The sequence below is a fragment of the Streptomyces sp. NPDC057271 genome, assembly GCF_042668715.1.
Lineage (GTDB): Bacteria > Actinomycetota > Actinomycetes > Streptomycetales > Streptomycetaceae > Streptomyces.
Genome location: NZ_JBHUYJ010000025.1, coordinates 12343 through 35310 on the forward strand (window position 1 = coordinate 12343; position 22968 = coordinate 35310).

At 71.8% G+C, this 22968-nt stretch carries 21 protein-coding genes, 1 tRNA gene and 5 pseudogenes; 13 read left to right on the forward strand and 14 right to left on the reverse strand.

What is annotated here, in order from left to right; translation table 11 throughout:
* Positions 1 to 3: 3 nt before the first annotated feature.
* Complete coding sequence (locus tag ACFUJR_RS14505) at positions 4 to 468, reverse strand: YchJ family protein (RefSeq protein WP_383179675.1); 465 nt, start codon at positions 466 to 468, stop codon at positions 4 to 6.
* 144 nt (positions 469 to 612) lie between these two features.
* On the opposite strand from ACFUJR_RS14505, the gene ACFUJR_RS14510 reads away from it, so the two are divergent.
* Positions 613 to 2406, forward strand: a complete 1794-nt coding sequence (locus ACFUJR_RS14510; RefSeq protein ID WP_383179678.1) for an FAD-dependent oxidoreductase — start codon at positions 613 to 615, stop codon at positions 2404 to 2406.
* Between the two features lie 13 nt (positions 2407 to 2419).
* Here the strand turns inward: ACFUJR_RS14510 and ACFUJR_RS14515 are convergent, their stop codons facing one another.
* Positions 2420 to 2806, reverse strand: coding sequence for a VOC family protein (locus tag ACFUJR_RS14515; protein ID WP_383179681.1), 387 nt, complete (start codon positions 2804 to 2806; stop codon positions 2420 to 2422).
* A 17-nt stretch (positions 2807 to 2823) separates the two neighbouring features.
* Between ACFUJR_RS14515 and ACFUJR_RS14520 the strand changes: the two genes are divergently transcribed.
* Positions 2824 to 4167, forward strand: a complete 1344-nt coding sequence (locus ACFUJR_RS14520) for a 6-phospho-beta-glucosidase (protein WP_383179684.1) — start codon at positions 2824 to 2826, stop codon at positions 4165 to 4167.
* Positions 4168 to 4236: 69 nt separating this feature from the next.
* Positions 4237 to 6138 (forward strand): M64 family metallopeptidase, encoded by a 1902-nt coding sequence (locus ACFUJR_RS14525; protein WP_383179687.1) that lies wholly within the window; start codon positions 4237 to 4239, stop codon positions 6136 to 6138.
* Positions 6139 to 6339: 201 nt separating this feature from the next.
* Here the strand turns inward: ACFUJR_RS14525 and ACFUJR_RS14530 are convergent, their stop codons facing one another.
* From ACFUJR_RS14530 to ACFUJR_RS14540, 3 genes are all read right to left on the reverse strand, one after another.
* A complete protein-coding gene (locus ACFUJR_RS14530; RefSeq protein WP_383166470.1) occupies positions 6340 to 7146 on the reverse strand; it encodes an SAM-dependent methyltransferase in 807 nt (268 codons plus the stop codon).
* Positions 7147 to 7223: 77 nt separating this feature from the next.
* A complete protein-coding gene (locus tag ACFUJR_RS14535; protein WP_137992288.1) occupies positions 7224 to 7460 on the reverse strand; it encodes a DUF397 domain-containing protein in 237 nt (78 codons plus the stop codon).
* Entirely contained in the window at positions 7461 to 8324 is an 864-nt protein-coding gene (locus tag ACFUJR_RS14540; RefSeq protein WP_383166466.1) for a helix-turn-helix domain-containing protein, read from the reverse strand.
* 259 nt (positions 8325 to 8583) lie between these two features.
* Here ACFUJR_RS14540 and ACFUJR_RS14545 point away from each other — a divergent pair, with 259 nt between their 5' ends.
* Genes ACFUJR_RS14545 through ACFUJR_RS14555 form a run of 3 tightly spaced genes read left to right on the forward strand, consistent with a single transcriptional unit; the run spans position 8584 to position 10215 of the window.
* A complete protein-coding gene (locus tag ACFUJR_RS14545; protein WP_352188171.1) occupies positions 8584 to 9021 on the forward strand; it encodes an ATP-binding protein in 438 nt (145 codons plus the stop codon).
* Between the two features lie 5 nt (positions 9022 to 9026).
* Entirely contained in the window at positions 9027 to 9533 is a 507-nt protein-coding gene (locus tag ACFUJR_RS14550; protein ID WP_383166463.1) for a hypothetical protein, read from the forward strand.
* Positions 9502 to 10215, forward strand: coding sequence for a class I SAM-dependent methyltransferase (locus tag ACFUJR_RS14555; RefSeq protein ID WP_383166460.1), 714 nt, complete (start codon positions 9502 to 9504; stop codon positions 10213 to 10215). The genes ACFUJR_RS14550 and ACFUJR_RS14555 overlap by 32 nt, the downstream gene beginning before the upstream one ends.
* Positions 10216 to 10402: 187 nt before the next feature.
* Here ACFUJR_RS14555 and ACFUJR_RS14560 read toward each other — a convergent pair.
* Positions 10403 to 10487, reverse strand: a tRNA-Leu gene (locus ACFUJR_RS14560).
* Positions 10488 to 10757: 270 nt separating this feature from the next.
* Here ACFUJR_RS14560 and ACFUJR_RS14565 point away from each other — a divergent pair.
* Positions 10758 to 12026, forward strand: coding sequence for a DUF2254 domain-containing protein (locus ACFUJR_RS14565; RefSeq protein ID WP_383166476.1), 1269 nt, complete (start codon positions 10758 to 10760; stop codon positions 12024 to 12026).
* A gap of 138 nt (positions 12027 to 12164) precedes the next feature.
* On the opposite strand, the gene ACFUJR_RS14570 is transcribed toward ACFUJR_RS14565, so the two are convergent.
* From ACFUJR_RS14570 to ACFUJR_RS14580, 3 genes and pseudogenes are all read right to left on the reverse strand, one after another.
* A complete protein-coding gene (locus ACFUJR_RS14570; RefSeq protein WP_383166457.1) occupies positions 12165 to 12809 on the reverse strand; it encodes a class F sortase in 645 nt (214 codons plus the stop codon).
* 75 nt (positions 12810 to 12884) lie between these two features.
* The gene (locus ACFUJR_RS14575) at positions 12885 to 13574 is read right to left on the reverse strand and encodes a hypothetical protein (protein WP_383166454.1); all 690 of its coding nucleotides are present in this window, start codon (positions 13572 to 13574) and stop codon (positions 12885 to 12887) included.
* A gap of 135 nt (positions 13575 to 13709) precedes the next feature.
* A pseudogene (locus tag ACFUJR_RS14580) lies at positions 13710 to 13841 on the reverse strand (GntR family transcriptional regulator); the annotation flags it as partial.
* Positions 13842 to 13843: 2 nt separating this feature from the next.
* Between ACFUJR_RS14580 and ACFUJR_RS14585 the strand changes: the two are divergent.
* A pseudogene (locus ACFUJR_RS14585) lies at positions 13844 to 13917 on the forward strand (GntR family transcriptional regulator); the annotation flags it as partial.
* On the opposite strand, the pseudogene ACFUJR_RS14590 reads toward ACFUJR_RS14585, so the two are convergent.
* A pseudogene (locus ACFUJR_RS14590) lies at positions 13917 to 14089 on the reverse strand (GntR family transcriptional regulator); the annotation flags it as partial. The pseudogenes ACFUJR_RS14585 and ACFUJR_RS14590 sit on opposite strands and share 1 nt — an antisense overlap.
* A gap of 35 nt (positions 14090 to 14124) precedes the next feature.
* Positions 14125 to 15072 (reverse strand): beta-ketoacyl-ACP synthase III, encoded by a 948-nt coding sequence (locus tag ACFUJR_RS14595; RefSeq protein ID WP_383166451.1) that lies wholly within the window; start codon positions 15070 to 15072, stop codon positions 14125 to 14127.
* Positions 15073 to 15437: 365 nt separating this feature from the next.
* Here ACFUJR_RS14595 and ACFUJR_RS14600 point away from each other — a divergent pair.
* Positions 15438 to 15536, forward strand: a pseudogene (locus ACFUJR_RS14600) (Fe-S-binding domain-containing protein); the annotation flags it as partial.
* A 4-nt stretch (positions 15537 to 15540) separates the two neighbouring features.
* Positions 15541 to 16389, forward strand: a complete 849-nt coding sequence (gene fdhD, locus ACFUJR_RS14605; RefSeq protein ID WP_383166448.1) for a formate dehydrogenase accessory sulfurtransferase FdhD — start codon at positions 15541 to 15543, stop codon at positions 16387 to 16389.
* A 77-nt stretch (positions 16390 to 16466) separates the two neighbouring features.
* Here the strand turns inward: fdhD and ACFUJR_RS14610 are convergent, their stop codons facing one another.
* The 3 genes from ACFUJR_RS14610 to ACFUJR_RS14620 all read right to left on the reverse strand — a co-directional run bounded on the left by ACFUJR_RS14610 (position 16467) and on the right by ACFUJR_RS14620 (position 18674).
* Positions 16467 to 16883 (reverse strand): (2Fe-2S) ferredoxin domain-containing protein, encoded by a 417-nt coding sequence (locus ACFUJR_RS14610; protein ID WP_383450417.1) that lies wholly within the window; start codon positions 16881 to 16883, stop codon positions 16467 to 16469.
* Positions 16880 to 17401: an isochorismatase family protein gene (locus ACFUJR_RS14615; RefSeq protein WP_383166443.1), complete on the reverse strand. Its 522-nt coding sequence runs from the start codon at positions 17399 to 17401 to the stop codon at positions 16880 to 16882. The genes ACFUJR_RS14610 and ACFUJR_RS14615 overlap by 4 nt, the downstream gene beginning before the upstream one ends.
* A gap of 229 nt (positions 17402 to 17630) precedes the next feature.
* Entirely contained in the window at positions 17631 to 18674 is a 1044-nt protein-coding gene (locus ACFUJR_RS14620; RefSeq protein WP_383166440.1) for a bile acid:sodium symporter family protein, read from the reverse strand.
* Positions 18675 to 18777: 103 nt separating this feature from the next.
* Between ACFUJR_RS14620 and ACFUJR_RS14625 the strand changes: the two genes are divergently transcribed.
* The 3 genes and pseudogenes from ACFUJR_RS14625 to ACFUJR_RS14635 all read left to right on the forward strand — a co-directional run.
* A complete protein-coding gene (locus ACFUJR_RS14625) occupies positions 18778 to 19692 on the forward strand; it encodes a LysR substrate-binding domain-containing protein (RefSeq protein ID WP_383166437.1) in 915 nt (304 codons plus the stop codon).
* A gap of 237 nt (positions 19693 to 19929) precedes the next feature.
* On the forward strand, positions 19930 to 21780 hold the full coding sequence (locus ACFUJR_RS14630) for an AMP-dependent synthetase/ligase (RefSeq protein ID WP_383166434.1): 1851 nt from the start codon (positions 19930 to 19932) through the stop codon (positions 21778 to 21780).
* A 94-nt stretch (positions 21781 to 21874) separates the two neighbouring features.
* A pseudogene (locus ACFUJR_RS14635) lies at positions 21875 to 22942 on the forward strand (ABC transporter substrate-binding protein); the annotation flags it as partial.
* Between the last annotated feature and the right edge of the window lie 26 nt (positions 22943 to 22968).

Here is a 22968-nt window from a genome sequence, read left to right on the forward strand (position 1 = left end):
GTTTCAGGGCTCGTCGATGAAGTCGCCGTCCACGTACACCCAGGCGCCTTCGTGGCGCCGGAAGCGGCTGCGTTCATGGAGCGAGCCGGCTGCCTCGACGCCGTGGGTGTAGCGGGCGACGAAGGTGACCGTCCCGGACTGGTGGAAGGCCGTGCCGTCGGCGGTGTCACGGATCTCCAGCCCCGCCCAGCGCATCGAGGGGTCGAAGTCGACCTCACCGGGGCGGGTCTCCGGGGCCCAGGTCCGCAGCAGATACCCGGCGTCGCGCACGACGAAGGCGCTGTAGCGGGAACGCATCAGCAGCTCGGCGGTCGGCGCGGTGGCGGGCCCGGAGTGGAAGCGTCCGCAGCACTCGCCGTACGCCGCGGGCAGGCCGCAGGGGCACGGCGAACCCGCGGTGACGGCGGGCGCGGAGGGAGCGGAGGGCGTGGCGGGGCGCCGCTTGGGGCGGGTGGTGCGTCGGGACATGACGTCATTGTCGCGCGCTTGGAGGGGCGGGATCGCGCCATGTGCGTGGTGTGGCCCGCACGATGCTTCCGGGAGCAGGGGGAGGCCCTTATGCTCCTGCGCCGGACGTGACCGTTACCGCCGGTAAGCCAAAGGGGCTGGGGCATGAACCGTACGGGTACCTCGCGACGCACCTTCGTGACCACGGCCGCCGCCGTCACCGCGGCCACCGCCACGGCCACCGTCGGTGCCGCACCGGCCCGGGCGGCAGCCGTGCCCGTGTCCCATCCGGCCGCACCGCCGTCCGTCGCGGTACTCGGCGGCGGCGTCGCCGGGCTGACCGCCGCCCACGAACTGGCCGAACGCGGCTTCCGCGTCACCGTCTACGAGCGCCGGGCGCTCGGCGGCAAGGCCCGCTCGATGGACGTGCCCGAGAGCGCGCGCGGCGGACGGCGGCCGCTCCCCGCCGAGCACGGTTTCCGTTTCATCCCCGGGATCTACCACAACCTCCCGGACACGATGCGGCGCATCCCCTTCCCCGGAAACGCCAACGGCGTCTGGGACAACCTCGTCGCTCCGGCCGAGATGTCCTTCTCCCGCACCGGCCGCGAGGACCTCCGTATCCCGCTCCCCTGGCCCGGTCACCGGCCCGCCGAGCTGACCCTCGACGAGATCCGCCGGGCCCTGACCGCGCTCCTGGACACCGCCCGGTCCATCCCGCTCCACGAAGCCGCCTACTTCGTCAACCGCTTCCTGGTCTTCCTCACCAGCTGCGACGAGCGGCGGAACGGAACCTGGGAGGCCACCCCCTGGTGGGACTTCCTGCGGGCCGACCGGATGAGCTACGACTACCAGCGGATCCTCGCCGTCGGGCTCACCCGCAACATCGTGGCCACCAAGGCGGAGGAGGCCAGTACCCGTACGGTCGCCACACTGCTTGAGGCCTTCGCCTTCAACGCCCTCGGGCGCGGCGCGGACGGCCCCCTCGACCGGATTCTCGACCTGCCCACCAACGAGGCCTGGATCGACCCGTGGGTCACTCATCTGACCGGCCTCGGCGTGGAGTTCCGCGTCGGCTGGACCGTACGGGAGATGGCGTACGACTCCGAGGGCGGCAGGATCTCCGCCGCCGTGATCGAGGACCCGGACGGCGAGCGGCGTTCGGTGACGGCCGACCACTACGTCTCCGCCATGCCGGTGGAGCACGCCCGGCGGACCTGGGGCGCCGCGCTGCGGGCGGCCGATCCGCAACTGGCCCGGTGCGACAGACTGGAGACGGACTGGATGACGGGCATCCAGTTCTATCTGACCGAGCGTGCGCCGCTGCTCGCCGGGCACGCCAACCTGATCGACTCCCCCTGGTCCCTGACCTGCATCCAGCAGGCACAGCACTGGCCGACCCGTGACTTCCCCACGGACTACGGCGACGGCTCGGTCGTGGACTGTCTGTCGGTGGACGTCTCGGAGTGGGACGTGCCCGGCGTCCTGTACGGCAGGACCGCCAAGCAGTGCACCCCTACGGAAGTCGCGCGGGAGGTGTGGGCGCAGCTCAAGGCCGCGTTCAACGACACGGGCCGTACGGTGCTGAAGGACGGCGCCCTGCACTCGTGGTTCCTGGACCCGGGCGTGGACGGTCTGGGCACGCCGAACCCGACCAACGACGACCAGCTCCTCATCCACCCCGTCGGCACCTTCCACAACCGTCCGCAGGCCGCCACGAGGGTGCCGAACTTCTATCTGGCCGGCGACTACGTGGCCGTCGACATCGACCTGGCGACCATGGAGGGGGCCAACGCCTCGGCCCGGCAGGCCGTCAACGCGCTGCTCGACCGTACGGGTTCGACGGCGGCGCGCTGCACGGTGGAGCCCCTGTTCCGCGCGCCCGAGATGGAGGCGCTCAAGCGGCACGACCGGCTGCGGTACCGGCTCGGTCTGCGCAACGCCCTGGACGTGGGGTGATCCGGCGCGCCGCTCAGGGGCGGTAGCGCAGTGGATGGTCCTCGGGGACCTCGACGACGACGATCTCCACGCCGTCGGGGTCCGCGATCCACATCTCGACCAGTCCCCAGGGCTCGGTCAGCGGCTCGCGCCGGATCTCGACGCCCCGGTCCACGAGCTCCCGGTGCGCCGCCCGCACATCCGCCGTCTGGAGCCAGAGCCGCAGCCGTGGCTGGGGCTCGGTCGGGGCGGCGCGCCCGGAGATCTCCAGGAAGCCGCCGCCGAGGAAGTAGACGGTGCCCCGGTCGGGTCCGGTGCCGAACTCGCGGTACACCGGGAGCCCGAGCAGCTCTCCGTAGAAGCGCCGGGAGGCCTCGGGGTCGGACGGCCGGAGCAGAATCCGGCTGCTCAATACGTGCATCGCAGTAGCGTACGACCATGAAACTGACGATTCTCGGAGGCGGCGGATTCCGGGTCCCCCTGGTGTACGGCGCGCTGCTCGGCGACCACGCCGAGGGGCGGGTCACCCGTGTGACGCTCCACGATCTCGACGGCGGTCGGCTCTCGGCGATCGCCCGGGTCCTCGCCGAGCAGGCGGCTGGTGTGCCGGACGCACCGGAGGTGACGGCGACGAAGGATCTGGACGAGGCGCTGCGGGGGGCGGACTTCGTCTTCTCGGCGATCCGGGTCGGCGGCCTGGAGGGCCGGGCGGCCGACGAGCGGATCGCCCTCGCCGAAGGGGTCCTCGGTCAGGAGACGGTCGGCGCGGGCGGTGTCGCGTACGGGCTGCGGACCGTGCCGGTCGCGGAGCACATCGCCCGGCGGATCTCCGTACTCGCCCCGGGCGCCTGGGTCATCAACTTCACCAACCCCGCCGGCCTGGTGACGGAGGCGATGTCCCGGATCCTCGGCGACCGGGTCGTCGGCATCTGTGACTCCCCCGTCGGGCTCGGCCGCCGGGTGGCCCGGATCCTGGGCGCGGACCCGGCCGAGGCCTGGATCGACTACGTGGGTCTCAACCACCTCGGCTGGCTGCGGGGTCTGCGGGTCGGCGGACGGGACGAGCTGCCCCGGCTGCTCGCGGACGAGGAGGCCCTCGGCTCCTTCGAGGAGGGACGGCTCTTCGGCCCGGAGTGGCTGCGCGCGCTGGGCGCGATCCCCAACGAGTACCTCCACTATTACTACTTCAACCGTGAGGCCGTGCGCGCCTACCAGCAGGCCGAACGGACGCGGGGCGCCTATCTCCGCGACCAACAGGCCGGTTTCTACACGGAGATGGGCAAGCCCGACACGCCTCCGCTGGCCACCTGGCACCGCACGCTCGCCGACCGCGAGGCGACCTACATGGCCGCCAACCGGGAGGCGGCGGGAATCGGCGAGCGGGACGAGGAGGACCTGGAGTCGGGCGGGTACGAGAAGGTGGCCCTGGCGCTGATGCGGGCGATCGCGCGCAACGAACGGGCCACGCTCATCCTCAACGTCCGTAACGGCACGACCCTTTCGGTCCTCGACGCGGACGCGGTGATCGAGGTGCCATGCTTCGTGGACGCGGCCGGCGCCCATCCGGTCTCCGTGGCGCCCCTGCCGTACCACGCGGTGGGCCTGGTCACGGCGGTCAAGGCGGTCGAGCGCGAGGTGCTCGCGGCGGCGGCGAGCGGATCACGGGCCACGGCGGTGAAGGCGTTCGCCCTGCACCCCCTGGTCGACTCGGTGTCGGTGGCGCGCCGGCTCGTCGACGGCTACACCGCCGAGCACGCGGAGCTGGCGTACCTGCGACGCTGATCCGGCGTCCGGACGACTGTCCGGCGAACATCTTTACGCCACAGGGGGCGCGGCCTACGCTCGCGCCCCATGGAACCTGGCACGCGCTTTCGAAGGGCGACGGTCCGTCTCGTCGCGAGCTGTCTGCTGACCGCCGGACTGGTGGGCACCGGACCGGCGGTCGCCGAGTCCGCCGCGCCCACCGACACCGCCCTCGCCGCGGCGAACGTCGTCCCCGTCCAGCTCACCGGCCCCGCCGACAGACGGTTCAACCTGGTGGTCATGGGCGACGGCTACACCGCCGAGGAGTCGGCCGAGTTCCGGGCGGACGTCGACACCCACCTGAGCGTGTTGTGGAGCATCGAGCCGTTCGCCTCCTATCGCTCGTACGTCAACGTCTGGGCGGTGGAGGTACCTTCGCAGGAGTCCGGGGTCGACTGCGATCCGGGGCTCGACGCGCCCCGGCGCGACACTCCGCTCGACATGGGCTTCTGGGGCGGCTGCGATCCGGACAGCGTGCAGCGGCTGCTGACCGTCGACAGCGCGAAGGCGGCCGCGTTCGCCGGTCTCGTCCCCGGCACGAGCCCCGCCAACCGCCAGATCGTCGCCCTCGCGAACAGCGACACCTACGGGGGTGCGGGCGGCAGCTACGCAACGGCGTCCGGCGGGAACGCGCTCTCCTCGCTGATCACCCCGCACGAGATCGGCCACTCCCTGGGCGGACTCCAGGACGAGTACGACTACTACGCGCGCGGCGTCGCCGGCGGCACCTACGAGGGGACCGAGCCCTCGTCGGCGCACCACACCCTGCTGACCGAGGAGCGGATGCGAGAGCAGCGCGCCAAGTGGTGGCGCTGGCTGGGCGAGCCGAGCGAGGCGGGCGGTGTCATCGGCCGGCACGAAGGCGGGCTGTACAGCACGAAGGGCGTGTGGCGGCCGAGCAGGCACTCGATCATGAAGACGCTCGGTTACGCCTTCGACCAGGTCGAGCGCGAGGTCATGGTGAAGGCGATCTCGGCGAAGGTGAACCTCGTCCAGGGACACACGGGCAACTCACGTCCGATCGGGGCCGATCGGACGGTGTGGGTCGACACCCTGCATCCGCTCGGCGGGGAGCTCGACGTGGTGTGGCGACTGGACGGCCGGACGCTCCCCACCCGCAACGCCCGTACGGTCGACCTGCGTTCGCTCTCCCTCTCTCCCGGAGCCCACACCCTGACGGCGACGGTCAGCGACCCGACACCCTTCGTACGCGACCCGGCGGTACGCGGCTCGACAGCGCTGACCCGAACGGTGAGCTGGACGGTCGACCGCTCCCTGACCACCCCGGAGGGGAATGTCGCCCCGGCCTTCACCGGCCACACGCCGACGACGTCCCCGGTCGGCGCCCGCTCGGTGGTCCACGCCGACACCACGCACCCGACCCGCCGGACGCCTCCCGTCCGGTGGCGCCTCGACGGCCGGCAGGTCGCGAACCCGGGCAACGACCGTGATCTGGACCTGCGTTCTCTGCGTCTGTCGCCCGGCACCCACACGCTGACGGCCGGGATCCCGGGCACGGACGCCGAGTTGAGGTGGACGGTGGACGCCCGCCCGGCGACGGCGACGTACGAACTGTCCGAACCCCTGCGCACGGTGAACCGGCCCGGCCGTCCGGTCGAGTATGTCTACGACGGCGAGTTCACGATGAGGCTGACGGCACGTGACGATCAACCGGGCGCCGTGGTGAGCCAGTTCCAGGTGGACGGCGACGGCTGGTACACGTACTACGGATGGCCGACCGACGCCGGGGCACCGTTCCGCTTCTCACCGGCCGGCACGGTCGTCGACGGCCTCGTCTACGGAAAGCTTGGCCGCAGCCGGGCGGTGCCGTGGGACGACGCGACGCCGGACTACGGCACCCACACGGTCGAGTACCGGACGATCGACGCGGCAGGCAATGTGAGCAGGGCGAAGTCGTTCCTGGTGACGCTGGTCAAGCCGCGCGGCTGACGGGGCGAGGCGACCGGGCGACTCCGAGCGGGCTTCGGCGGCTCCGAGCGGGCTGCGTCGACGGACGGGCGCGGCCCACGATGGGCGTGCGAAGGCCCGCGGACCCTTCCGGTCCGCGGGCCTTCGCACGTACGGCGGGCTCGGTCTCGTACAGCGGGCCCCATCTCGCACGGCGGGCCCCGACGCGTACAGCGGGCCCCGTCAGACCTTGCGGCCGACGGCGGCCCAGCCCGGGATCGGGTCGTCGCCCTGGACCGGGACGACCTCGCCCAGCTCCGGATGCCACTCGGCGGTGAGCGTGACCCCGGGCTCGACGAGTTCCATACCGTCGAAGAAGGCGGCCAGCTCGTCGCGCGAACGCGGTCGCAGCGTCAGCCCGCGGGCCTTGTACATGCCGACGGCCTTCGCCGCACCCTCCGGGTCGAAGTCCCCGGTGACGTGCGAGAGCACGAGGTAGCTGCCCGGCGCCAGCTGGTCGACGAGCTTGCGGACCAGGTCGGACGCCCCGTCCTCGTCCCCGACGAAGTGGAGCAGAGCGAGCATCGACAGGGCTATGGGCTGATCGAAATCAAGGACCTTTCCGGCCCTTTCCAGGATGACCTCGGGGTCACGAGCGTCCGCCTGGATGTACTCGGTCGCCCCTTCGGGCGTCGAGCGCAGCAGCGCGGCCGCGTGCGCGAGCACGATCGGGTCGTTGTCGCAGTAGACGATCCGCGACTCGGGCGCGGCCTCCTGCGCGATCTGGTGCAGGTTCGGCTCGGTCGGGATGCCGGTGCCGATGTCCAGGTACTGGCGTACACCGTCGGCACTCAGCCAGCGGATCGCACGGTGCATGAAGGCCCGGTTGACCCGCGCCATGTCCCGGCCGCGGGCGTCCACGGTCAGGAGCTGCCTGGCCATCTCCTCGTCGACGGGGTAGTTGTCCTTGCCGCCCAGGAACCAGTCGTACATCCGCGCCGGGTGCGGCTTGCTGGTGTCGATCCGTATGGCTGCGGGGTCCTGGGTCATCGTGGCTCCTGGTCCGGGAGTGGAACTACTGGCACTGCAGCAAGAGTTACGCGACGGTAGGGGGACGACGGAAGGGGTCAGGTGAGCAGAAAGTCGGCCTGACCGGATTTCGCCCCCTGGATGAACGCGGCGATCTCGCCGTGGGTGTAGATGAGCGCGGGTCCCTCAGGGTCTGCGGACTGTCGCACGGCGACCCTGCCGTCGGCCAGCTTCATGGCCTCCACGCAGTTGCCCCCGTTGCCGCCGCTCCACGGCTTGTGCCATCCCTCGGCACCGAGATCCGCGGCGGGCATGCCGTTGTATATGCGATCCATTCACAGCTCCTTGCGGAGACCCCGGAGGATCTCCTTCGTACGTTGCGCAGTCGCGGCCTGGGCCGCCATTCGGTCCATGACCTCGAGATGGGAGGCCACCTCCGGGCGCGCGTCGAGGTAGACGGCGCCCGTGAGGTACTCGCTGTAGACCATGTCCGGGAGTTCGGGCACGGCGAAGCGGAAGAGGACGAACGGTCCGTAGGTGCCGGGGTGATGGCCGGACGAGAACTCCGCGATCTGCAGGGTGACGTTCGGCAGCTCGGACGCTTCGAGCAGCCGGTCGAGCTGGTCGCGCATCGCTTCGGGCCCGTCGCCGACCGGTCGGCGGAAGACCGTCTCGTCCATGATCACCCAGAACTTCGGGGCGTCCTCCCTGGTCAGCAGGGACTGACGCTCCATCCGCAGGGCTACATGGCGTTCGATCTCCTCGGCGTTGCTGCCGCCGACCGCCCCGCTGCGCAGAATGGCGCGGGCGTACCCCTCGGTCTGCAGCAGACCGGGGACGAACTGGGGCTCGTACTCCCGGATGAGGCTCGCGGCCCCCTCCAGGCTGACGTACATGGAGAACCAGCCGGGCAGCACGTCGTGGAACCGCTGCCACCAGCCGGGAAGGTTGGCCTCCTCGGTGAGGGCGACGAACGCCTCGGCCTCGGAGTCCGTGATGCCGTACGCCTTCAGCAGGAGCTGTACGTACGGGATCTTCAGCGCGACTTCCGCGGTCTCCATGCGGCGGATGGTGGCCGGGGCGACACGGAGGATCCTCGCGGCCTCCTCGCGCTTCAGGCCGGCCCGCTCGCGCAGATCCTGCAGACGCTTGCCGAGAACGACCTGTCCCACCGTGGGGGCGGACCGCGGCTCGCTCACTCTCAGACCTCCCCGACGCGCTGTTTCGCCTGAGTGTGCCACGAACACGGCCAGAGAGAACACCGCACTCTGCAATTTCCAGAGTGCCCCTTGCCAAGTGTCCGCATCGGGAGCAAAGTATTCCGGTGAACCAGTACGCGCTGCTGCCGCGCGCCCGCCTCGGGGGAGGCGGATCGCGGCGCTGCTTACCCACTGTTGTGAGGAACCGGTCGTGGCTTCTGGTAACGCGCTTCCCTCAGGCCTTATGGGCCCCCGCGTCATGCAGCAGCGCCCACGCACCGATGCTCTCCGTCACGACGTCCGACGGTTCGCCTTCGAACTGCCCGCCCGCACGGAATCCGTCTCGCGCGCCCGCAGACTGGCGGAGGAGCGGCTCATCCTCTGGGGATGCGCCCCCGACATACGTGAAACGGTGACGCTGATCGTCTCCGAGCTGGTCACCAACGCGGTCGTGCACACCGCGAGCAGCCAAGTGGTCTGTGAACTGCGCGAAGGGGAAGAGCAGTTGCGCATAGCGGTACGGGACGAGGGCGGCCTGGGAGACCCCCGGATCCGGGACTGCGGCGAAGAGGAGCGCGGCCGCGGACTGGTGCTCGTGGAGGCGCTGTCCCACGCATGGGGGGCCGACAGCACGGGGCACGGCACGGCACGGATCGTCTGGGCCGAGCTGGCCCACGGCATGGGGTACACGTGCTGAGGTCGATGGCGACCCTTCTGACGCCGAGATCACGCCGGACCTCGGAGACGACCGGCTCATCGGCCGGCTCCTCGGCCGGCTCGTCCATCGACGCGGCGCTCGGCACGGCGGCGTCGACGCGCCTGGTGGTCCCGCGGGAATTCCGTACGACGCTGGGCTGCGACGCGGTGGGCGTGCCGGCGCGCTACGGCTTCCGGATCCTGTCCCGGCTCCCCGCCAAGGGCTGTGTCTACGCGGACACGGACTGGTGGTGGTGGCTGGTCCCGACCGGCTCCGACCTGGACGTGAGCTGGCCGCTGCCGTCCTGCTACGCCCCCGGCGCGGAGGTCCCCGACCGCCGCGCCCGTCTGATCCACCACCCCGACGGCACCTCTCCGTACACCCCGCCCATCCCCCTGTATCTGCTGACCTGCCAGCTGACCGGGATCGCGCCCTCCTGGACCGCCCTGCACACGGCGGAGGACGGCGTAGTGTCGGGGCATGTTCACCCCTCAGGGCCCGACCGTCCGTGAGCTGACCGTCCAGGCCCTCTCCTCGGTGGAGCACGGCTACGACCTGCTGGCGACGAAGTTCGACGCGACGCCGTTCCGCACGCCGGACCCGGTGCTCTCGGCGGTGACGGACGCGCTGCGCCCCCTCGGCCCCTTCGACGCGGGCCTCGACCTCTGCTGCGGCACGGGCGCGGGTCTCTCCGTCCTGCGATCGCTGTGCGCGGGCGGCCGGGTCACCGGCGTCGACTTCAGCGCGGGCATGCTGACGGAGGCCAACCGGGCGCACCCCAAGGCCACCCTGATCCGCGCGGACGTGCTCTCGCTCCCCTTCACGCCCGCGTTCGACCTGGCGGTCAGCTTCGGCGCCTTCGGCCACTTCGTCCCGAAGGACCAGCTCACCCTCTTCCGCCAGGCCCACGCGTCCCTCCGCCCGGGCGGCCTTCTCGCCTTCCCCCTCCCGGCACCGCCCCGCGTCGGCTCACTCCCGTACTGGACGCTGCTGGGCTTCGACGCGGCCATGCGCGTACGGAACGCGCTGTGGCGGCCCCCCTTCGTCATGTACTACCGCACGTTCCGCCTCGCGGACGTCCGGGACCGCCTGACGCGAGCGGGCTTCACGGTGGAGACACAGGCACTGGAGACCCTGGGCCGCCAGGAGGACGGCAGCCCGAGGTGCCGGCTGGTGATGGCACGGAAGGCGTAGCCGGTGCCGTGGCAGTCGTAGCCGGTGCCGTGGCAGGGCGTGAGCCGGCCGTCGGCCCCAGACGGTCGGCGTCGCCTCCAGGAACGGACGCTCCCGGTCTCGGGACCGGGTCGGGTCTGGGCCGGGACGCTCCTCAGGGCGGAAACGCGGAAACGGCCCCAGTTGAACTGGGGCCGTCTCCGATGTGTGTCCGAGGGGGGACTTGAACCCCCACGCCCGATAAAGGGCACTAGCACCTCAAGCTAGCGCGTCTGCCATTCCGCCACCCGGACCAGGTGTTGTGTCGTCTCGGGGTGTTCCCCGCGGCGACATGGATAACTCTACCAGGGGTTTCAGGTGCCTTTCACCCACGTTTCCCGTGGTCAGTGAGGTGCGGCGGCCTTGGGGTCCTTGATCGGCACGGGCGCGTCGGATCGACGCACAGAGTGTCGTGGTACGCATACGGGGAGTCGCCGTCCCGGCCGCCTAGCCTGCGCTGGGTGAGCAACCTCTTCGAAGACGGCGAGGCGCCCCGCCGCGGGACCACGTACCGCAGGCCCCGGATGCTGTCGCCCATGCGGGAGCATCTGCGGGACACCTTCTGGTTCGCCCCGGTCGTCGCGCTGGTCGGCATCTTCGTGCTGTGGCTGATCGCCTCCGCCGTGGACTCCGCCATCATCGGGTTCCTGCAGGAGGAGCGGGCGTACGCCGAGGTCAGCGAGCTGATCGGGATCGTCCAGGACGCCCAGACGATCGTGACGACGATCAGCTCCGCGATGATGACCTTCATCGGTGTCGTCTTCTCCATCTCGCTGGTGGCCGTCCAGATGGCCAGCGGCCAGTTCAGCCCCCGGATCGTCCGGATCTTCATCCGGAGCCGCATCACCAAGGCGGCCTTCTCCGTCTTCCTGGCGACGTTCGCGCTCTCGCTGCTCGTGCTCACCTCCTACGACAGCGAGACCGATCCGCGGTACGTGTCGACCGTGCCGCTCGTGTCATCGCTGCTGACCCTGCTCATGGTCGCGCTGAGCCTGCTGCTCTTCGTGGCGTACGTGAACTCGACGCTGCGGCTGATGCGGGTGGGGCACGTGGTGGACCTGATCACCCGGGAGTCGTTCGGCGTCCTCGCCAAACAACCGTGGCACGTGGGTGAACTCGCCGACCTCGGCGAGGCGACCGTCCACGTCCCGCACCGGGGGCGCGCCGGGGTGCTGCGGGATGTGAACGTCGCGCTGCTCGTGCGCATCGCCGAGCGTCACGGCGTGGTGCTGCGCGTGCTGCCGCGGATCGGGGACTTCGTGGTGCCGGGGACGCCGATCCTGGCCGTGCACGGCGGAACGGTGCCCCGCCGGATCGGGGCGGCCGTCTCGATCGGGGTCGAGCGGACGTTCCACCAGGACCTCGGCTTCGGCCTCCGGCAGCTCGCTGACATCGGGCTGCGGGCCCTCTCCCCCGCCGTCAACGACCCGACGACGGCGGTGCAGTGTCTCGACCGGATCACCCAGATCCTGGCGGCGGTGGCGGACCGGCCGCTGGGCGCCGTCCACCACCGCGACCGTAAGGGCACGATCCGGCTGGTGCAGGACGTACCGGACTGGACGGATCTGGTCGATCTCGGTCTCACCGAGATCCGGGGCTGCGCGCCGGGCAGTCCCCAGGTGTCGCGACGCATGCTGGCGGGGATCGACGATCTGCTCTCGCTGGTGCCGGACGGGCGCCGGGATCCGCTGGTCCGGCACCGCACGCTGTTGACTCAGCTGGTGGAGCGTACGGCGCCGGAGGCAGCCGACCGCGCGTTCGCGCTGGAGGGCGACCGCCAGGGAATCGGGTGATCGGGCGGCGGCCGGGGCATCAGATGACGGTCGGGGAAGTCGCCGGGGAGCCGCTCGCCATCGGGCTTCGGTGACGGCCTCGACGAGCGACTCGCCGCCCACGAAGGCGCCGCGCGGGCGCCCCTTCCGGCGCAGGGGTCAGCGGACCTCGACGAGGCGGGCGGAGACGACGACGTTGCCGTCGTACCCCTTCTGCCGGGAGAAGCCGCCGCCGCAGGTGAGGAGGCGCAGCTCGGGGTGGGCACCACCCCGGTAGATCCGCTCGGCCGGGAAGCGCTCCTTCGGGACGACTTCGATCCCGTACACGGAGAACACGGCGGTCCGGCCGTCCTGGCGGGCGATCTCGACGCGTTGGCCCTTGGCCAGCGCTCCCAGCTCGTAGAAGACGCCCGGTCCTTCCGGGGTGTCGACATGGCCGACGACGACCGCCGTGCCCTTCTCGCCGGGGGTGACGGCGCCCGTGAACCAGCCGGCGAGGTTGGTCTCGTGCCCGGGCGGCGTGTCGATCCAGCCCTCGGTGTCGAGTCCGACCGGCGTCACGCGCGCGTCGATACGGACACCGGGCACGCGGACGCGCAGGGGACGGGAGGCGGAGAGTGCGCCGGGACCCGGCGCGGGAGCGAGGGCGGCGGCGTGCTCCGGGGCCGCGGCGGCGAGCGGCTGCGGGGGGCGCCCGGCGCGCCACTCCTCCGTACCGCCCCGGACCAGATGGACGCCCACGAGCAGGACGACGGCGACGACGCCCCAGGCGCCGCGCCTGGACAGTCCGCTCGACCCGTGCACGATCCGCACTCCCGGTGTACGTAGACGGCGCTCCCCCGCCCCGGACCTCGTCACCCCGGGGCGGAAGGAGCCGTATCAGGCGAGGTCGTCGGCTCCGCGACGGCGGGTCAGGAGCACACCGCCGCCGCCCAGCGCGCCCGCGATCAGCGCCGTGCCGATGACCACCTCCGTGGCGCCGAGCTCTCCGGCGCCGCCGCCGAAGCCGGCCTTGACGCCCTTGTGCGCGCCGGTGTCATGGCCGCCCGTGGAGTGACCGCTGGAATCGGCGGCGATGACGAGAGGGGTGGTGCCCTTCTCTCCCTTGCAGTCGAAGGTCACCTGGTACTCCGCGGCGATCTTGGCCTCGACGTCGATGGTGGCGGTGCCCGCCCGGCCCTCGGTGAGCGTGACGGTGTCGAAGACACCGGAGGAGACGGCCACGGAAGGAGCTTCGCAGCCGTCGGACGTGAGGGTGACCGAGCCGCCGGGGGCGACGGTCGCGGGCGTGACGGAGAAGCCGAAGGACGTGACGTCGCTCGCGGTGCCGTCGGTCGTCGGGACGGCGTCGCCGGACGCGCCGACCCCCAGGGGGTCGACCGGGTCCACGGGGTCCACCTGAGCGCCGTCGGCGTCCGTCGGGTCGCCCTCCGCACCGCCGACCTGCGCGCCCACGCTCGGCGGCATGTCGCTTCCTTCCCCCTCGTCGGCCAGGGCTGCCGTCGGCGCCCCGAGCGACAGGGCGGCCGTGGCGAGCAGGGCCGCGGAGGCAACACGTATCGCGCGCATGGCGATCCTCCAGATCACACGAGGAACGCCCGGCGGCCCGTTGCCGCGTACGGCGGGTGATGTCCCTCGCCCCGTCCGAAGCTAGGGCGGCCCCGGGCGCGCCGCCACCGGGCTCCGCCGAACGGGGCCACGGCCCCGCTCGTCCTTCGCGCAGAGTTCCTCCAGGGCGGCGATCCCGGCCGAGCCGGAGTTCACGGCGGCGGGCCGGGTGGTCTCCGCCTCCAGGAGCGTACGCACGGAGAGCGGTTGGCCGGCCTCCCCGTCGGTCGCGCGAGGCACTCCAGCGGCTGAAACCGGAGGCCGGGTCGCCCTCCGGCCCGCAGAGGGAGCCTTCGTCCACGAGACCGGCTGACGGGAGAACCCGAGGTGTCCGACCCGTTCGCTCTCGACCAGATACTGCCGGGACGCGGGGCGCGGGTCGTGACCAGTTCGAGCAGCGCCTCGTCGACCCGGTCGCGCGGCCGGGTCGGGCGCTCCGGCCCGGGCACGGCCCCCTGCGGCAGTCCTGCGGACATCGCGGCCCCCTCGTACGCCGTAGGCGAAAAGCGGGCTACGGAAGGCGGACGACCTGCCCCGCGTACGAGAGGTTGCCGCCGAAGCCGAAGAGCAGGGTGGGCGCGCCCGACGGGAGCTCCCCGCGCTCGACCAGCTTGGAGAGCGCCAGCGGGATCGAGGCGGCCGAGGTGTTGCCCGAATCGACCACGTCACGGGCGACGACCGCGTTGACCGCGCCGATCTTCGCGGCGAGCGGCTCGATGATCCGCAGGTTGGCCTGGTGCAGCACGACGCCGGCGAGTTCCTCCGGCGCGAGCCCGGACCGCTCGCACACCTGGCGGGCGAGGGCGGGCAGCTGCTGGGTGGCCCAGCGGTAGACGGTCTGGCCCTCCTGCGCGAACCGCGGCGGGGTGCCCTCGATACGGACGGCGTGGCCCATCTCCGGCACGGAACCCCAGAGCACGGGCCCGATGCCGGGCTCTGCGCCGTCCTCCACGGCCTCGACCACCGCCGCGCCCGCGCCGTCGCCGACGAGCACGCAGGTGGTGCGGTCGGTCCAGTCGGCGATCTCGGTCATCTTGTCGGCGCCGATGACCAGGGCGCGCCGGGCGCCGCCCGCACGGATGGCGTGGTCGGCGGTGGCGAGGGCGTGGGTGAAGCCCGCGCAGACCACGTTGAGGTCCATGGTGGCGGGCGAGCCCATGCCGAGCCGGGCGGCGACACGGGCCGCGGTGTTGGGCGAGCGGTCGATCGCCGTGGAGGTGGCGACGAGGACCAGGTCGATGTCGTCGGGGCCGAGACCGGCCGCGGCGAGCGCCTTGCCCGCGGCGTGGGCGGCGAGTTCGTCGACCGGTTCGTCGGGGCCCGCCATGTGACGCGTCCTGATGCCGACGCGGCTGCTGATCCACTCGTCGCTGGTGTCGACGATCTTGGCCAGGTCCGCGTTGGTCAGGACCTTGGCGGGCTGGTAGTGCCCGAGCGCGGCGATACGAGTGCCCGTCATGCCCGGGACCCCCTTGGTTCAGGTGACGCATGGTGCGCTTGCGCGGTTCAAGCGGAAGCAGGACCACCCAGTCTTGCCAGCGACCGATCGGTAACCGGGCACGTAAACCACCAAGATTCGCCCGCACCTGTTGGGAGACCGTGACAACGCCAGGGAGGAGCAGCCTCCCGACCGTGACAACGCCAGGGAGGAGCAGCCTCCCGACCGTGACAACGGCAGGGAGGAGCAGCCTCCCGACCGTGACAACGGCAGGGAAGGAGCAGCCTCCCGGCCCTGCCGACCCCGACCCCGTACCGCGGACGATATTCCGTCGCCACGCACCCGGAGATCCGGGTGCGAAGGTCGCGGTCCTCGGCGCCGGTGCGATCGGCGAGGTCGCCTCCCCGCACGACGACCCGGCGCCCCATGGCAACCTCTGTATCAAGGGCCGCTTCGGCTTCCAGCACGTAGAGAATCGGGTGTAACCACATGGGACGGGTCACCGAACGACGGCGCGTCATCCGGATCCGGGGCACGGCCGTCAACGAACGCCCGGACACGCTGGTGGCCGAGGAGCCGCTGGAGATCCGGCTGAACGGCCGGCCGCTGGCCGTCACGATGCGCACGCCCGGCGACGACTTCGCGCTCGCCGCCGGTTTCCTGGTCAGCGAGGGTGTCCTCGGCGGTGCCTCCGACGTACGGAACATCGTGTACTGCGCGGGCGCCAAGGACGACGGCACGAACACGTACAACGTGGTGGACGTGCAGCTGGCGCCCGGTGTCCCCGTCCCGGACATCACCCTGGAGCGGAACGTCTACACGACGTCGTCGTGCGGGCTGTGCGGCAAGGCCAGCCTGGACGCCGTCCGGACCACGGCACGCTTCCCCATCGCCGACACTCCCCCGGTCCGGCTCACGCCGGAGCTGCTCGCCCGCCTCCCCGACCGGCTGAGGGCGGCGCAGCGGGTCTTCGACCGGACCGGCGGCCTGCACGCGGCGGCGCTGTTCTCGGAGGACGGCGAGCTGCTCGACGTACGGGAGGACGTGGGGCGCCACAACGCGGTGGACAAGCTCGTGGGCCGGGCGCTGAGCGACGGGCGGCTGCCGCTGGAGCGGGCGGTGCTGCTGGTCTCCGGGCGGGCGTCGTTCGAGCTGGCGCAGAAGGCGGTCATGGCGGGCATCCCGGTGCTCGCGGCGGTCTCGGCGCCGTCCTCGCTGGCGGTGGACCTGGCCGCGGAGACCGGTCTCACGCTGGTCGGCTTCCTGCGCGGCCAGGACATGAACGTGTACGCGGGCGAGCACCGGATCGTCCTCGGGGCGGCGGCCGGCCGGGGCTGACGGCTCCGCGCGCTGCCCGGGCCGTCGGCCGGCGGGGAGGGCCCCCCGCGCCGGCCGGTCCGGCACCCCTCGACGCCCTACCGGGCGCGGCGTCCCGCCCGGGTGCTGGTCGTCCCGGTCGGCGGGTCGATCATCTGGAGCGTGAGGGTCGCCGGGGGTTCGGCGATGCCGGGGCCACCCGCGGCCGTCCAGGCGAGGATGTCGTCGAGGCAGTCGTCGTCCGCCGTGAACCCGATCCAGGCGGCGCGTCCGCCGCGGCGGCGGCCTTCGGTGGAGGGCTGGACCACGACGATGTCAGCCTGTGCGCAGGGGCCGAGGCAGTCGCTCGTACGGACGGACAGCCGGCCGCCGGATCGCGCCGCGGCCTCGCGGAGCCGGGCGAGCTGGCCCTCGTGGTCGACGCCCGGGTTCTTGCCCGCGTCGCCGCAGCAGCAGCCGCGGCAGACGACCAGGGAGCAGGGGCGGGCGCCGTAGCGTATCGGAACGCGGGTCACTCGGGTCCGTCCAGGGTGATCGTGTCGACGGCGGCGACGGTGCCGAGGCGCGGGAAGTCCAGGGTCACCGAGGCGTGGTGCTCGTCGGCGGTGAGGGCGGTCATGGCGTCCTCGGCGAAGACCGGTTCGTAGCCGAGGTCGCAGGCGGCGCGGGCGGTGGACTCGACGCCGAGGTTGGTGGCGATGCCGGCGAGCACGACCGTGGTGACGTCGTGCGCGGCGAGGAGTTCGTGGAGGCCGGTGTTCTGGAATCCGCCGACGGTCCGCTTGACGACGACGTGGTCACCGTCGCGGACGAGAGAGGTGACGAGGTCGCTGCCGGGCGGCTGGGTATCGACGTTCGGGCGCTCGACCCTGATGTGGACGACGGGTGCGCCGACGACCCGGAAGGTGTCGGCGAGTCGGTCCGCGGCGGCGACGACATCGGTTCCGGGACGAGGGGCGAGCGGCAGCGCGACGATGCGTTCCATCAGGTCGACGAGGACGAGCGCGGTGCGGCCGGGATCGAGTGCGGGCATGGGAGCACGGTAGCGGGCGGGATGATCATCGCGGTGGGGACGGGGACGTGATCCCGCCAACGCGCACGGCGGGGCGTCCGACGGCAGGACTTCCCGACGCCCGCCGCCCGACGCCCTGGCGCCCGACGCCCGCCACCCGACGGCCTGGCGCTCGACGCCCGCCGCCCGACGCCCTGGCGCCCGACGGCAGTGCCACCGGACGGCCGGACCTCCCCACCGGCATCACCCCTCACCCCCTCGCGGCCGTCGCGGCCTCCGGAGCCCGCTCGGGCAGCGGGGTCCCGCCTTCCGGAGGCCGTTCCGGGTCCCTGGCGCGGCGTCTGGCGATGACAGCGCAGACCATCAGCTGCATCTGGTGGAAGAGCATCAGGGGCAGGACCGCCAGGGATGCCTGCGTTCCGAACAGCACGCTCGCCATCGGGAGCCCCGCCGCCAGGCTCTTCTTCGAGCCCGCGAACTGGATCGCGATCCGGTCCGCCCGGTCGAAGCCGAGCCACTTCGCGCCGTACCAGGTCAGCGTCAGCATCACCGCGAGCAGCACCGCCTCGACGGCGAGCAGCAGTCCGAGCCGCGCCGGGGTGACCTGGTGCCAGATGCCGGCGACCATGCCGTGGCTGAAAGCCGTGTAGACGACGAGCAGGATCGAGCCCCGGTCAACGTACCCCAGCGCCTTCTTCCTCCGGACGACGAATCCGCCCACCCAGCGCCGCAGCGCCTGTCCGGCCAGGAACGGCACGAGGAGCTGGAGCACGATCCTCAGGAGCGAGTCGGCCGGGAATCCGCCCGCTCCCTCGCCGAGCAGGACGGCGGCGAGCAGCGGAGTGAGCACGATGCCGGCCAGGGAGGAGAAGGAGCCCGCGCAGATCGCGGCCGGGACGTTGCCCCGGGCCATCGAGGTGAAGGCGATCGAGGACTGGACGGTGGACGGCACCAGGCAGAGGAAGAGCAGGCCGCTGTGGAGCGAGGGCGTGAGAACGGCCGGGACCAGCCCCTTCGCCGCCAGACCGAGCAGCGGGAAGACGGCGAAGGTGGCCGCGAGGACGGTGAGGTGGAGCCGCCAGTGTTTGAGCCCGTCCAGCGCCTCGCGTGTGGAGAGCCGCGCGCCGTAGAGGAAGAAGAGCAGTGCGATGGCCGCCGTCGAGGCCCCGTCGGCGATCGTCGCGGCCGCGCCGGAAGCGGGCAGCAGCGCCGCGATGCCGACGGTGGCGAGCAGAGCCGCGATGTACGGATCGACCGGCAGCCGGGACGGCAGGAGGGTGGTACGGCGGCTCATGTGCTCCACTGCTCTCGGGCGACGGATCGTGCGTCCCCATCCTGCTCCCCGGCTCGGCGATCGGGAATCCCGCACAGCGCTCTGACTGTCATCACGCATCGCGATGACCGTGCGTATCCTGGACGGCGTGTACGAACCCGCGCAGCTCCGCACCTTTCTCGCCGTGGCGCAGACGCTGAGCTTCACCCAGGCCGCCCGGCGGCTCGGGGTGCGGCAGTCGACCGTGAGCCAGCATGTGCGGCGGCTCGAGGACGCCACCGGGCGTCCGCTGTTCGCGCGGGACACCCACAGCGTCGAGCTGACGGAGGACGGCGAGGCGATGCTGGGCTTCGCCCGGACGATCCTCCAGGCCCATGAGCGGGCTGCCACCTACTTCACCGGGACCCGGCTGCGCGGGCGGCTGCGCTTCGGGGCCTCGGAGGACTTCGTGGTGACCCGGCTGCCCGAGATCCTGGAGTCGTTCCGGCGCGAGCACCCGGAGGTGGATCTGGAGCTGACGGTCGAGCTGTCCGGGACGCTCAACGCCCGGCTGGAGGCGGGCCGGCTCGACCTGATCCTCGCCAAGCGGCGCGCGCAGGAGAGCGCGGGCGAGCTGGTCTGGCAGGACTCGCTGATCTGGATCGGCTCGGCGCGGCTGCGACTCGACCCGGACCGTCCGGTGCCGCTGATCGTCTTCCCGCCGCCCGGCATCACCCGCGCCCGGGCCCTGGAAGCCCTGGAGGCACAGGGGCGGGCCTGGCGGATCGCGTGTACGAGCAGCAGTCTGAGCGCGAACATCGCGGCGGCCCGGGCCGGTCTCGGGGTGATGGCGCACACCCGTGGGCTGGTTCCGCCGGGTCTGTCGCAGCTGCCGGCCCGCGCGGGGCTGCCGGGCCTGGGCGACGTCGACTTCGTCCTGCGCAAGGGGCGGCACCCCGGGAAGGCGCGGGAGGCGGCCGACGCCCTGGCCGCGGCGATCCTCGCGGGGGCCGACCGGCTGCACCGCCCGCACCGGACCGCCGGACCTCTCGGCCCCTGAACCCCGGGCGAGCGGGTGAGCGGCCGGTACAGATTCCGTGGAGATTCCCGACCGCCCTACTTACCGCACGGTCAGTAACGGTCCCCGGCCACCCGCCACTTGCCCCTTCTCCCTCCCCTGACCTGTGACAACACCCAATGTCCCGGCTTGGTGAAGGCCCTCCCGCCCGCCAGTCGGGTGGGGTACCGTCACCCGCGCCGTACGGAGCGCGACAACGAGCGGTCGAGGAGCAGGTCTTTGCGCGAGTTCACCGTGCCGCCCATCGAGGCGGCGCCTCAGGTCGGCGGTCTGGCGGACGCCGTGTTCGAACACGCCGAGCAGACGCCCGACCGGGTCGCCTTCGGCCGTAAGGACGCCTCGGGCCAGTGGCGGGACGTGACCTCGGCGCAGTTCCGGGACGAGGTGCTCGCGCTCGCGAAGGGGCTGATCGCGCACGGCGTACGGTTCGCCGACCGGGTCGCCATCATGGCCAGGACCCGCTACGAATGGACCCTGTTCGACTTCGCGCTCTGGACACTGGGCGCCCAGTCGGTGCCGATCTACCCCACCTCGTCGGCCGATCAGGTCTACTGGATGCTGCACGACGCCGAGGTCACCGCCTGCGTGGTGGAGCACGAGGACCACGCGATGACGATCGGTTCGGTGGTCGACCGGCTGCCCCGGCTCCAGCGGTTGTGGCAGCTGGACGCGGGCGCGGTGGACGAGCTGATGGCGGCGGGTACGGAGATCGACGAGGACGTCGTGCAGCGGCACCGCCGCGCGGTGACGCCGGACTCGGTGGCCACGATCATCTACACCTCGGGCACCACGGGCCGCCCCAAGGGCTGCGTGCTCACCCACTCCAACTTCATGTTCGAGACGGACATGCTGGTCGGCCGCTGGGAGCCGGTCTTCGCCTCCAAGCCGGGATGGGGTCACTCCCGGACGGAGTCCGGGGGAGAGGCCTCGACTCTGCTCTTCCTCCCCCTCGCCCATGTCTTCGGGCGGATGGTGGAGGTCGCGGCGGTGCAGAGCGGGGTGAAGATGGGGCATCAGCCGGTGCTGGCGGCGTCCGCGCTCCTGCCGGACCTGGCGTCCTTCCGGCCGACCTTCATCCTGGCCGTGCCCTACATCTTCGAGAAGATCTTCCACGCCGCCCGCCGCAGGGCCGAGAGCGACGGGAGGGTGGGCCCCTTCGACAAGGCCGTCGAGGTGGCGGTGAAGTACGCGGAGGCGATGGAGCACAAGGCGTTCGGCATCGGCCCTGGCCCGTCGGCCGGGCTCCGGATGCAGCACCAGTTCTTCGAGAAGGTCGTGTACGGAAAGGTCCGCGACGCCATGGGCGGGCGGGTCCGGCACGCGATGTCGGGTGGCTCGGGCATGGACCGGCGCCTCGGCCTCTTCTTCGAGGGCGCCGGGGTGACGGTGTTCGAGGGGTACGGCCTGACGGAGTCCTCCGCGGCGGCGACGGCGAACCCGCCCGGGCGCGTCAGGTACGGGACGGTCGGGCAACCGGTGCCGGGGACCACGGTGCACATCGCCGAGGACGGGGAGGTGTGGCTGCACGGCGGCCAGGTCTTCTCGGGATACCTCAACAATCCGCAGGCCACCTCGGCCGTCCTGAACGACGGCTGGCTGGCCACCGGTGACCTGGGGATGCTCGACGAGGACGGCTACCTGACGATCATCGGGCGCAAGAAGGAGATCCTGGTGACCTCCGGCGGCAAGAGCGTCTCGCCCGCAGGCCTGGAGGAGCGTGTACGGGCGCATCCGCTGATCGCCCAGTGCATCGTGGTGGGCAACGACCGGCCGTACATCGCCGCGCTGGTGACGATGGATCAGGAGGCGGTGGACCACTGGCTGGCGATGCAGGGGCGGGCGCCGCTGCCGGCGGCCGACCTGGTGCGCGACCCGACCCTGGAGACGGAGATCCGGCGGGCCGTGGTGGCGGCCAACACCCTGGTCTCGCAGGCGGAGTCCATCCGGACCTTCCGGATCCTGGCCCATCCGTTCAGCGAGGAGCAGGGGCTGCTCACGCCCTCGCTCAAGCTCAAGCGCAAGGCGATCGAGAAGGCGTACGCGGCGGAGGTCGAGGCGCTGTACGGCTGACCGGGCGGCGGTCAAGGGCCACCGGGGTCAATAACTGATGCATCGTCAATTGACGCTGCATCAGTTATTGACGGTTCGTCAGGCCAGTCACAGAATGCGGTCACCCGACGGAGGGACGACCGACGTGCCGCGACCGATCCGCACCCTCGCCACCGCTGCGGCGGCCCTGCTCCTGGCCACAGCCTGCAACTCCGCCTCCACCGGGGGAAGTCCGGGGAAGCCGGGCTCCCCCGGTTCCTCCGTACGCGGAGTCACCGCCGACGCGGTCAAGGTCGGCGGCATCGTCTCCATGACCACCGCGAGCGGCTACTCCAAGAAGGACACCGACCTCGGCGCCAGGGCCCGCTACGACCGGGCCAACGCCGAAGGCGGGATCAACGGCCGGAGGATCGACTACCTGGGCGCCGAGGACGACGGCCAGGACCCGGCCAGGAACCTGGCCGCCGCCCGCAAGCTCGTCCAGCAGGACGAGGTCTTCGCGGTCTCCCCCATGAGCTCGGTCACCTTCGCCGGAGCCGACTTCCTCGACGGCCAGAAGGTCCCCACCGTGGGCTGGGGCACGCTCCCCTCGTTCTGCGGCCCCCAGCACATCTACGGCTTCAACGGCTGCCTCGTCCCCACCCCCGGCGGCACGCTCAACCAGACCTGGCCCGAGGGCCTCGCCGCCGTGCTCGGCGGTGCGCGCGGCAAGTCGGTCGCGCTCATCGCGGGTGACAACGACGCCGGCACGTTCGGCATCCGTACGTTCACCCAGGGGTTCAAGGCGGCGGGCTTCGAGGTTCCTTACGCGAAGGCCGTGGTGCCCGCGACCTCGATGCCCAGCGACTGGTCGGCGTACACCAAGGAGATCCTGCGCTCGGGCCCGGGAGGCGGGGCCCCCGACGCCGTCGTCTCCGTGATGCAGACGCCGTACAACATCGGCCTGTTCACCGCCCTCAAGCGGTCCGGGTACAAGGGCCTGCTCTCCGACCCGACGGACTACGATCCCGGGCTGCTCACGAAGGACGCGACGAGGCAGGCGCTCGACGGGGTCCATGTGCTGCTGCAGTTCCAGCCGTTCGAGGCCGACAGCCCCGCGATGAGGCAGTTCAAGGCGGACATCAGGAAGGCGGCGGGCGGCAGGGACGTCCCGCTCAACATGCACATGATGACCGGGTACATGTAACGACACCCTGCCGCGACCTGCAT

Coding starts and splice junctions, on each gene's coding strand:
- ACFUJR_RS14615 (WP_383166443.1), bottom strand. CDS start 17,401: ATGCCCGCACTCGATCCCGGCCGCACCGCGCTCGTCCTCGTCGACCTG.
- ACFUJR_RS14625 (WP_383166437.1), top strand. CDS start 18,778: ATGACCGTGCGTATCCTGGACGGCGTGTACGAACCCGCGCAGCTCCGC.
- ACFUJR_RS14565 (WP_383166476.1), top strand. CDS start 10,758: ATGCTGTCGCCCATGCGGGAGCATCTGCGGGACACCTTCTGGTTCGCC.
- ACFUJR_RS14535 (WP_137992288.1), bottom strand. CDS start 7,460: ATGGATCGCATATACAACGGCATGCCCGCCGCGGATCTCGGTGCCGAG.
- ACFUJR_RS14550 (WP_383166463.1), top strand. CDS start 9,027: ATGGCGACCCTTCTGACGCCGAGATCACGCCGGACCTCGGAGACGACC.
- ACFUJR_RS14530 (WP_383166470.1), bottom strand. CDS start 7,146: ATGACCCAGGACCCCGCAGCCATACGGATCGACACCAGCAAGCCGCAC.
- ACFUJR_RS14620 (WP_383166440.1), bottom strand. CDS start 18,674: ATGAGCCGCCGTACCACCCTCCTGCCGTCCCGGCTGCCGGTCGATCCG.
- ACFUJR_RS14505 (WP_383179675.1), bottom strand. CDS start 468: ATGTCCCGACGCACCACCCGCCCCAAGCGGCGCCCCGCCACGCCCTCC.
- ACFUJR_RS14515 (WP_383179681.1), bottom strand. CDS start 2,806: ATGCACGTATTGAGCAGCCGGATTCTGCTCCGGCCGTCCGACCCCGAG.
- ACFUJR_RS14525 (WP_383179687.1), top strand. CDS start 4,237: ATGGAACCTGGCACGCGCTTTCGAAGGGCGACGGTCCGTCTCGTCGCG.
- ACFUJR_RS14510 (WP_383179678.1), top strand. CDS start 613: ATGAACCGTACGGGTACCTCGCGACGCACCTTCGTGACCACGGCCGCC.
- ACFUJR_RS14595 (WP_383166451.1), bottom strand. CDS start 15,072: ATGACGGGCACTCGTATCGCCGCGCTCGGGCACTACCAGCCCGCCAAG.
- ACFUJR_RS14575 (WP_383166454.1), bottom strand. CDS start 13,574: ATGCGCGCGATACGTGTTGCCTCCGCGGCCCTGCTCGCCACGGCCGCC.
- fdhD (WP_383166448.1), top strand. CDS start 15,541: ATGGGACGGGTCACCGAACGACGGCGCGTCATCCGGATCCGGGGCACG.
- ACFUJR_RS14555 (WP_383166460.1), top strand. CDS start 9,502: ATGTTCACCCCTCAGGGCCCGACCGTCCGTGAGCTGACCGTCCAGGCC.
- ACFUJR_RS14520 (WP_383179684.1), top strand. CDS start 2,824: ATGAAACTGACGATTCTCGGAGGCGGCGGATTCCGGGTCCCCCTGGTG.
- ACFUJR_RS14545 (WP_352188171.1), top strand. CDS start 8,584: ATGCAGCAGCGCCCACGCACCGATGCTCTCCGTCACGACGTCCGACGG.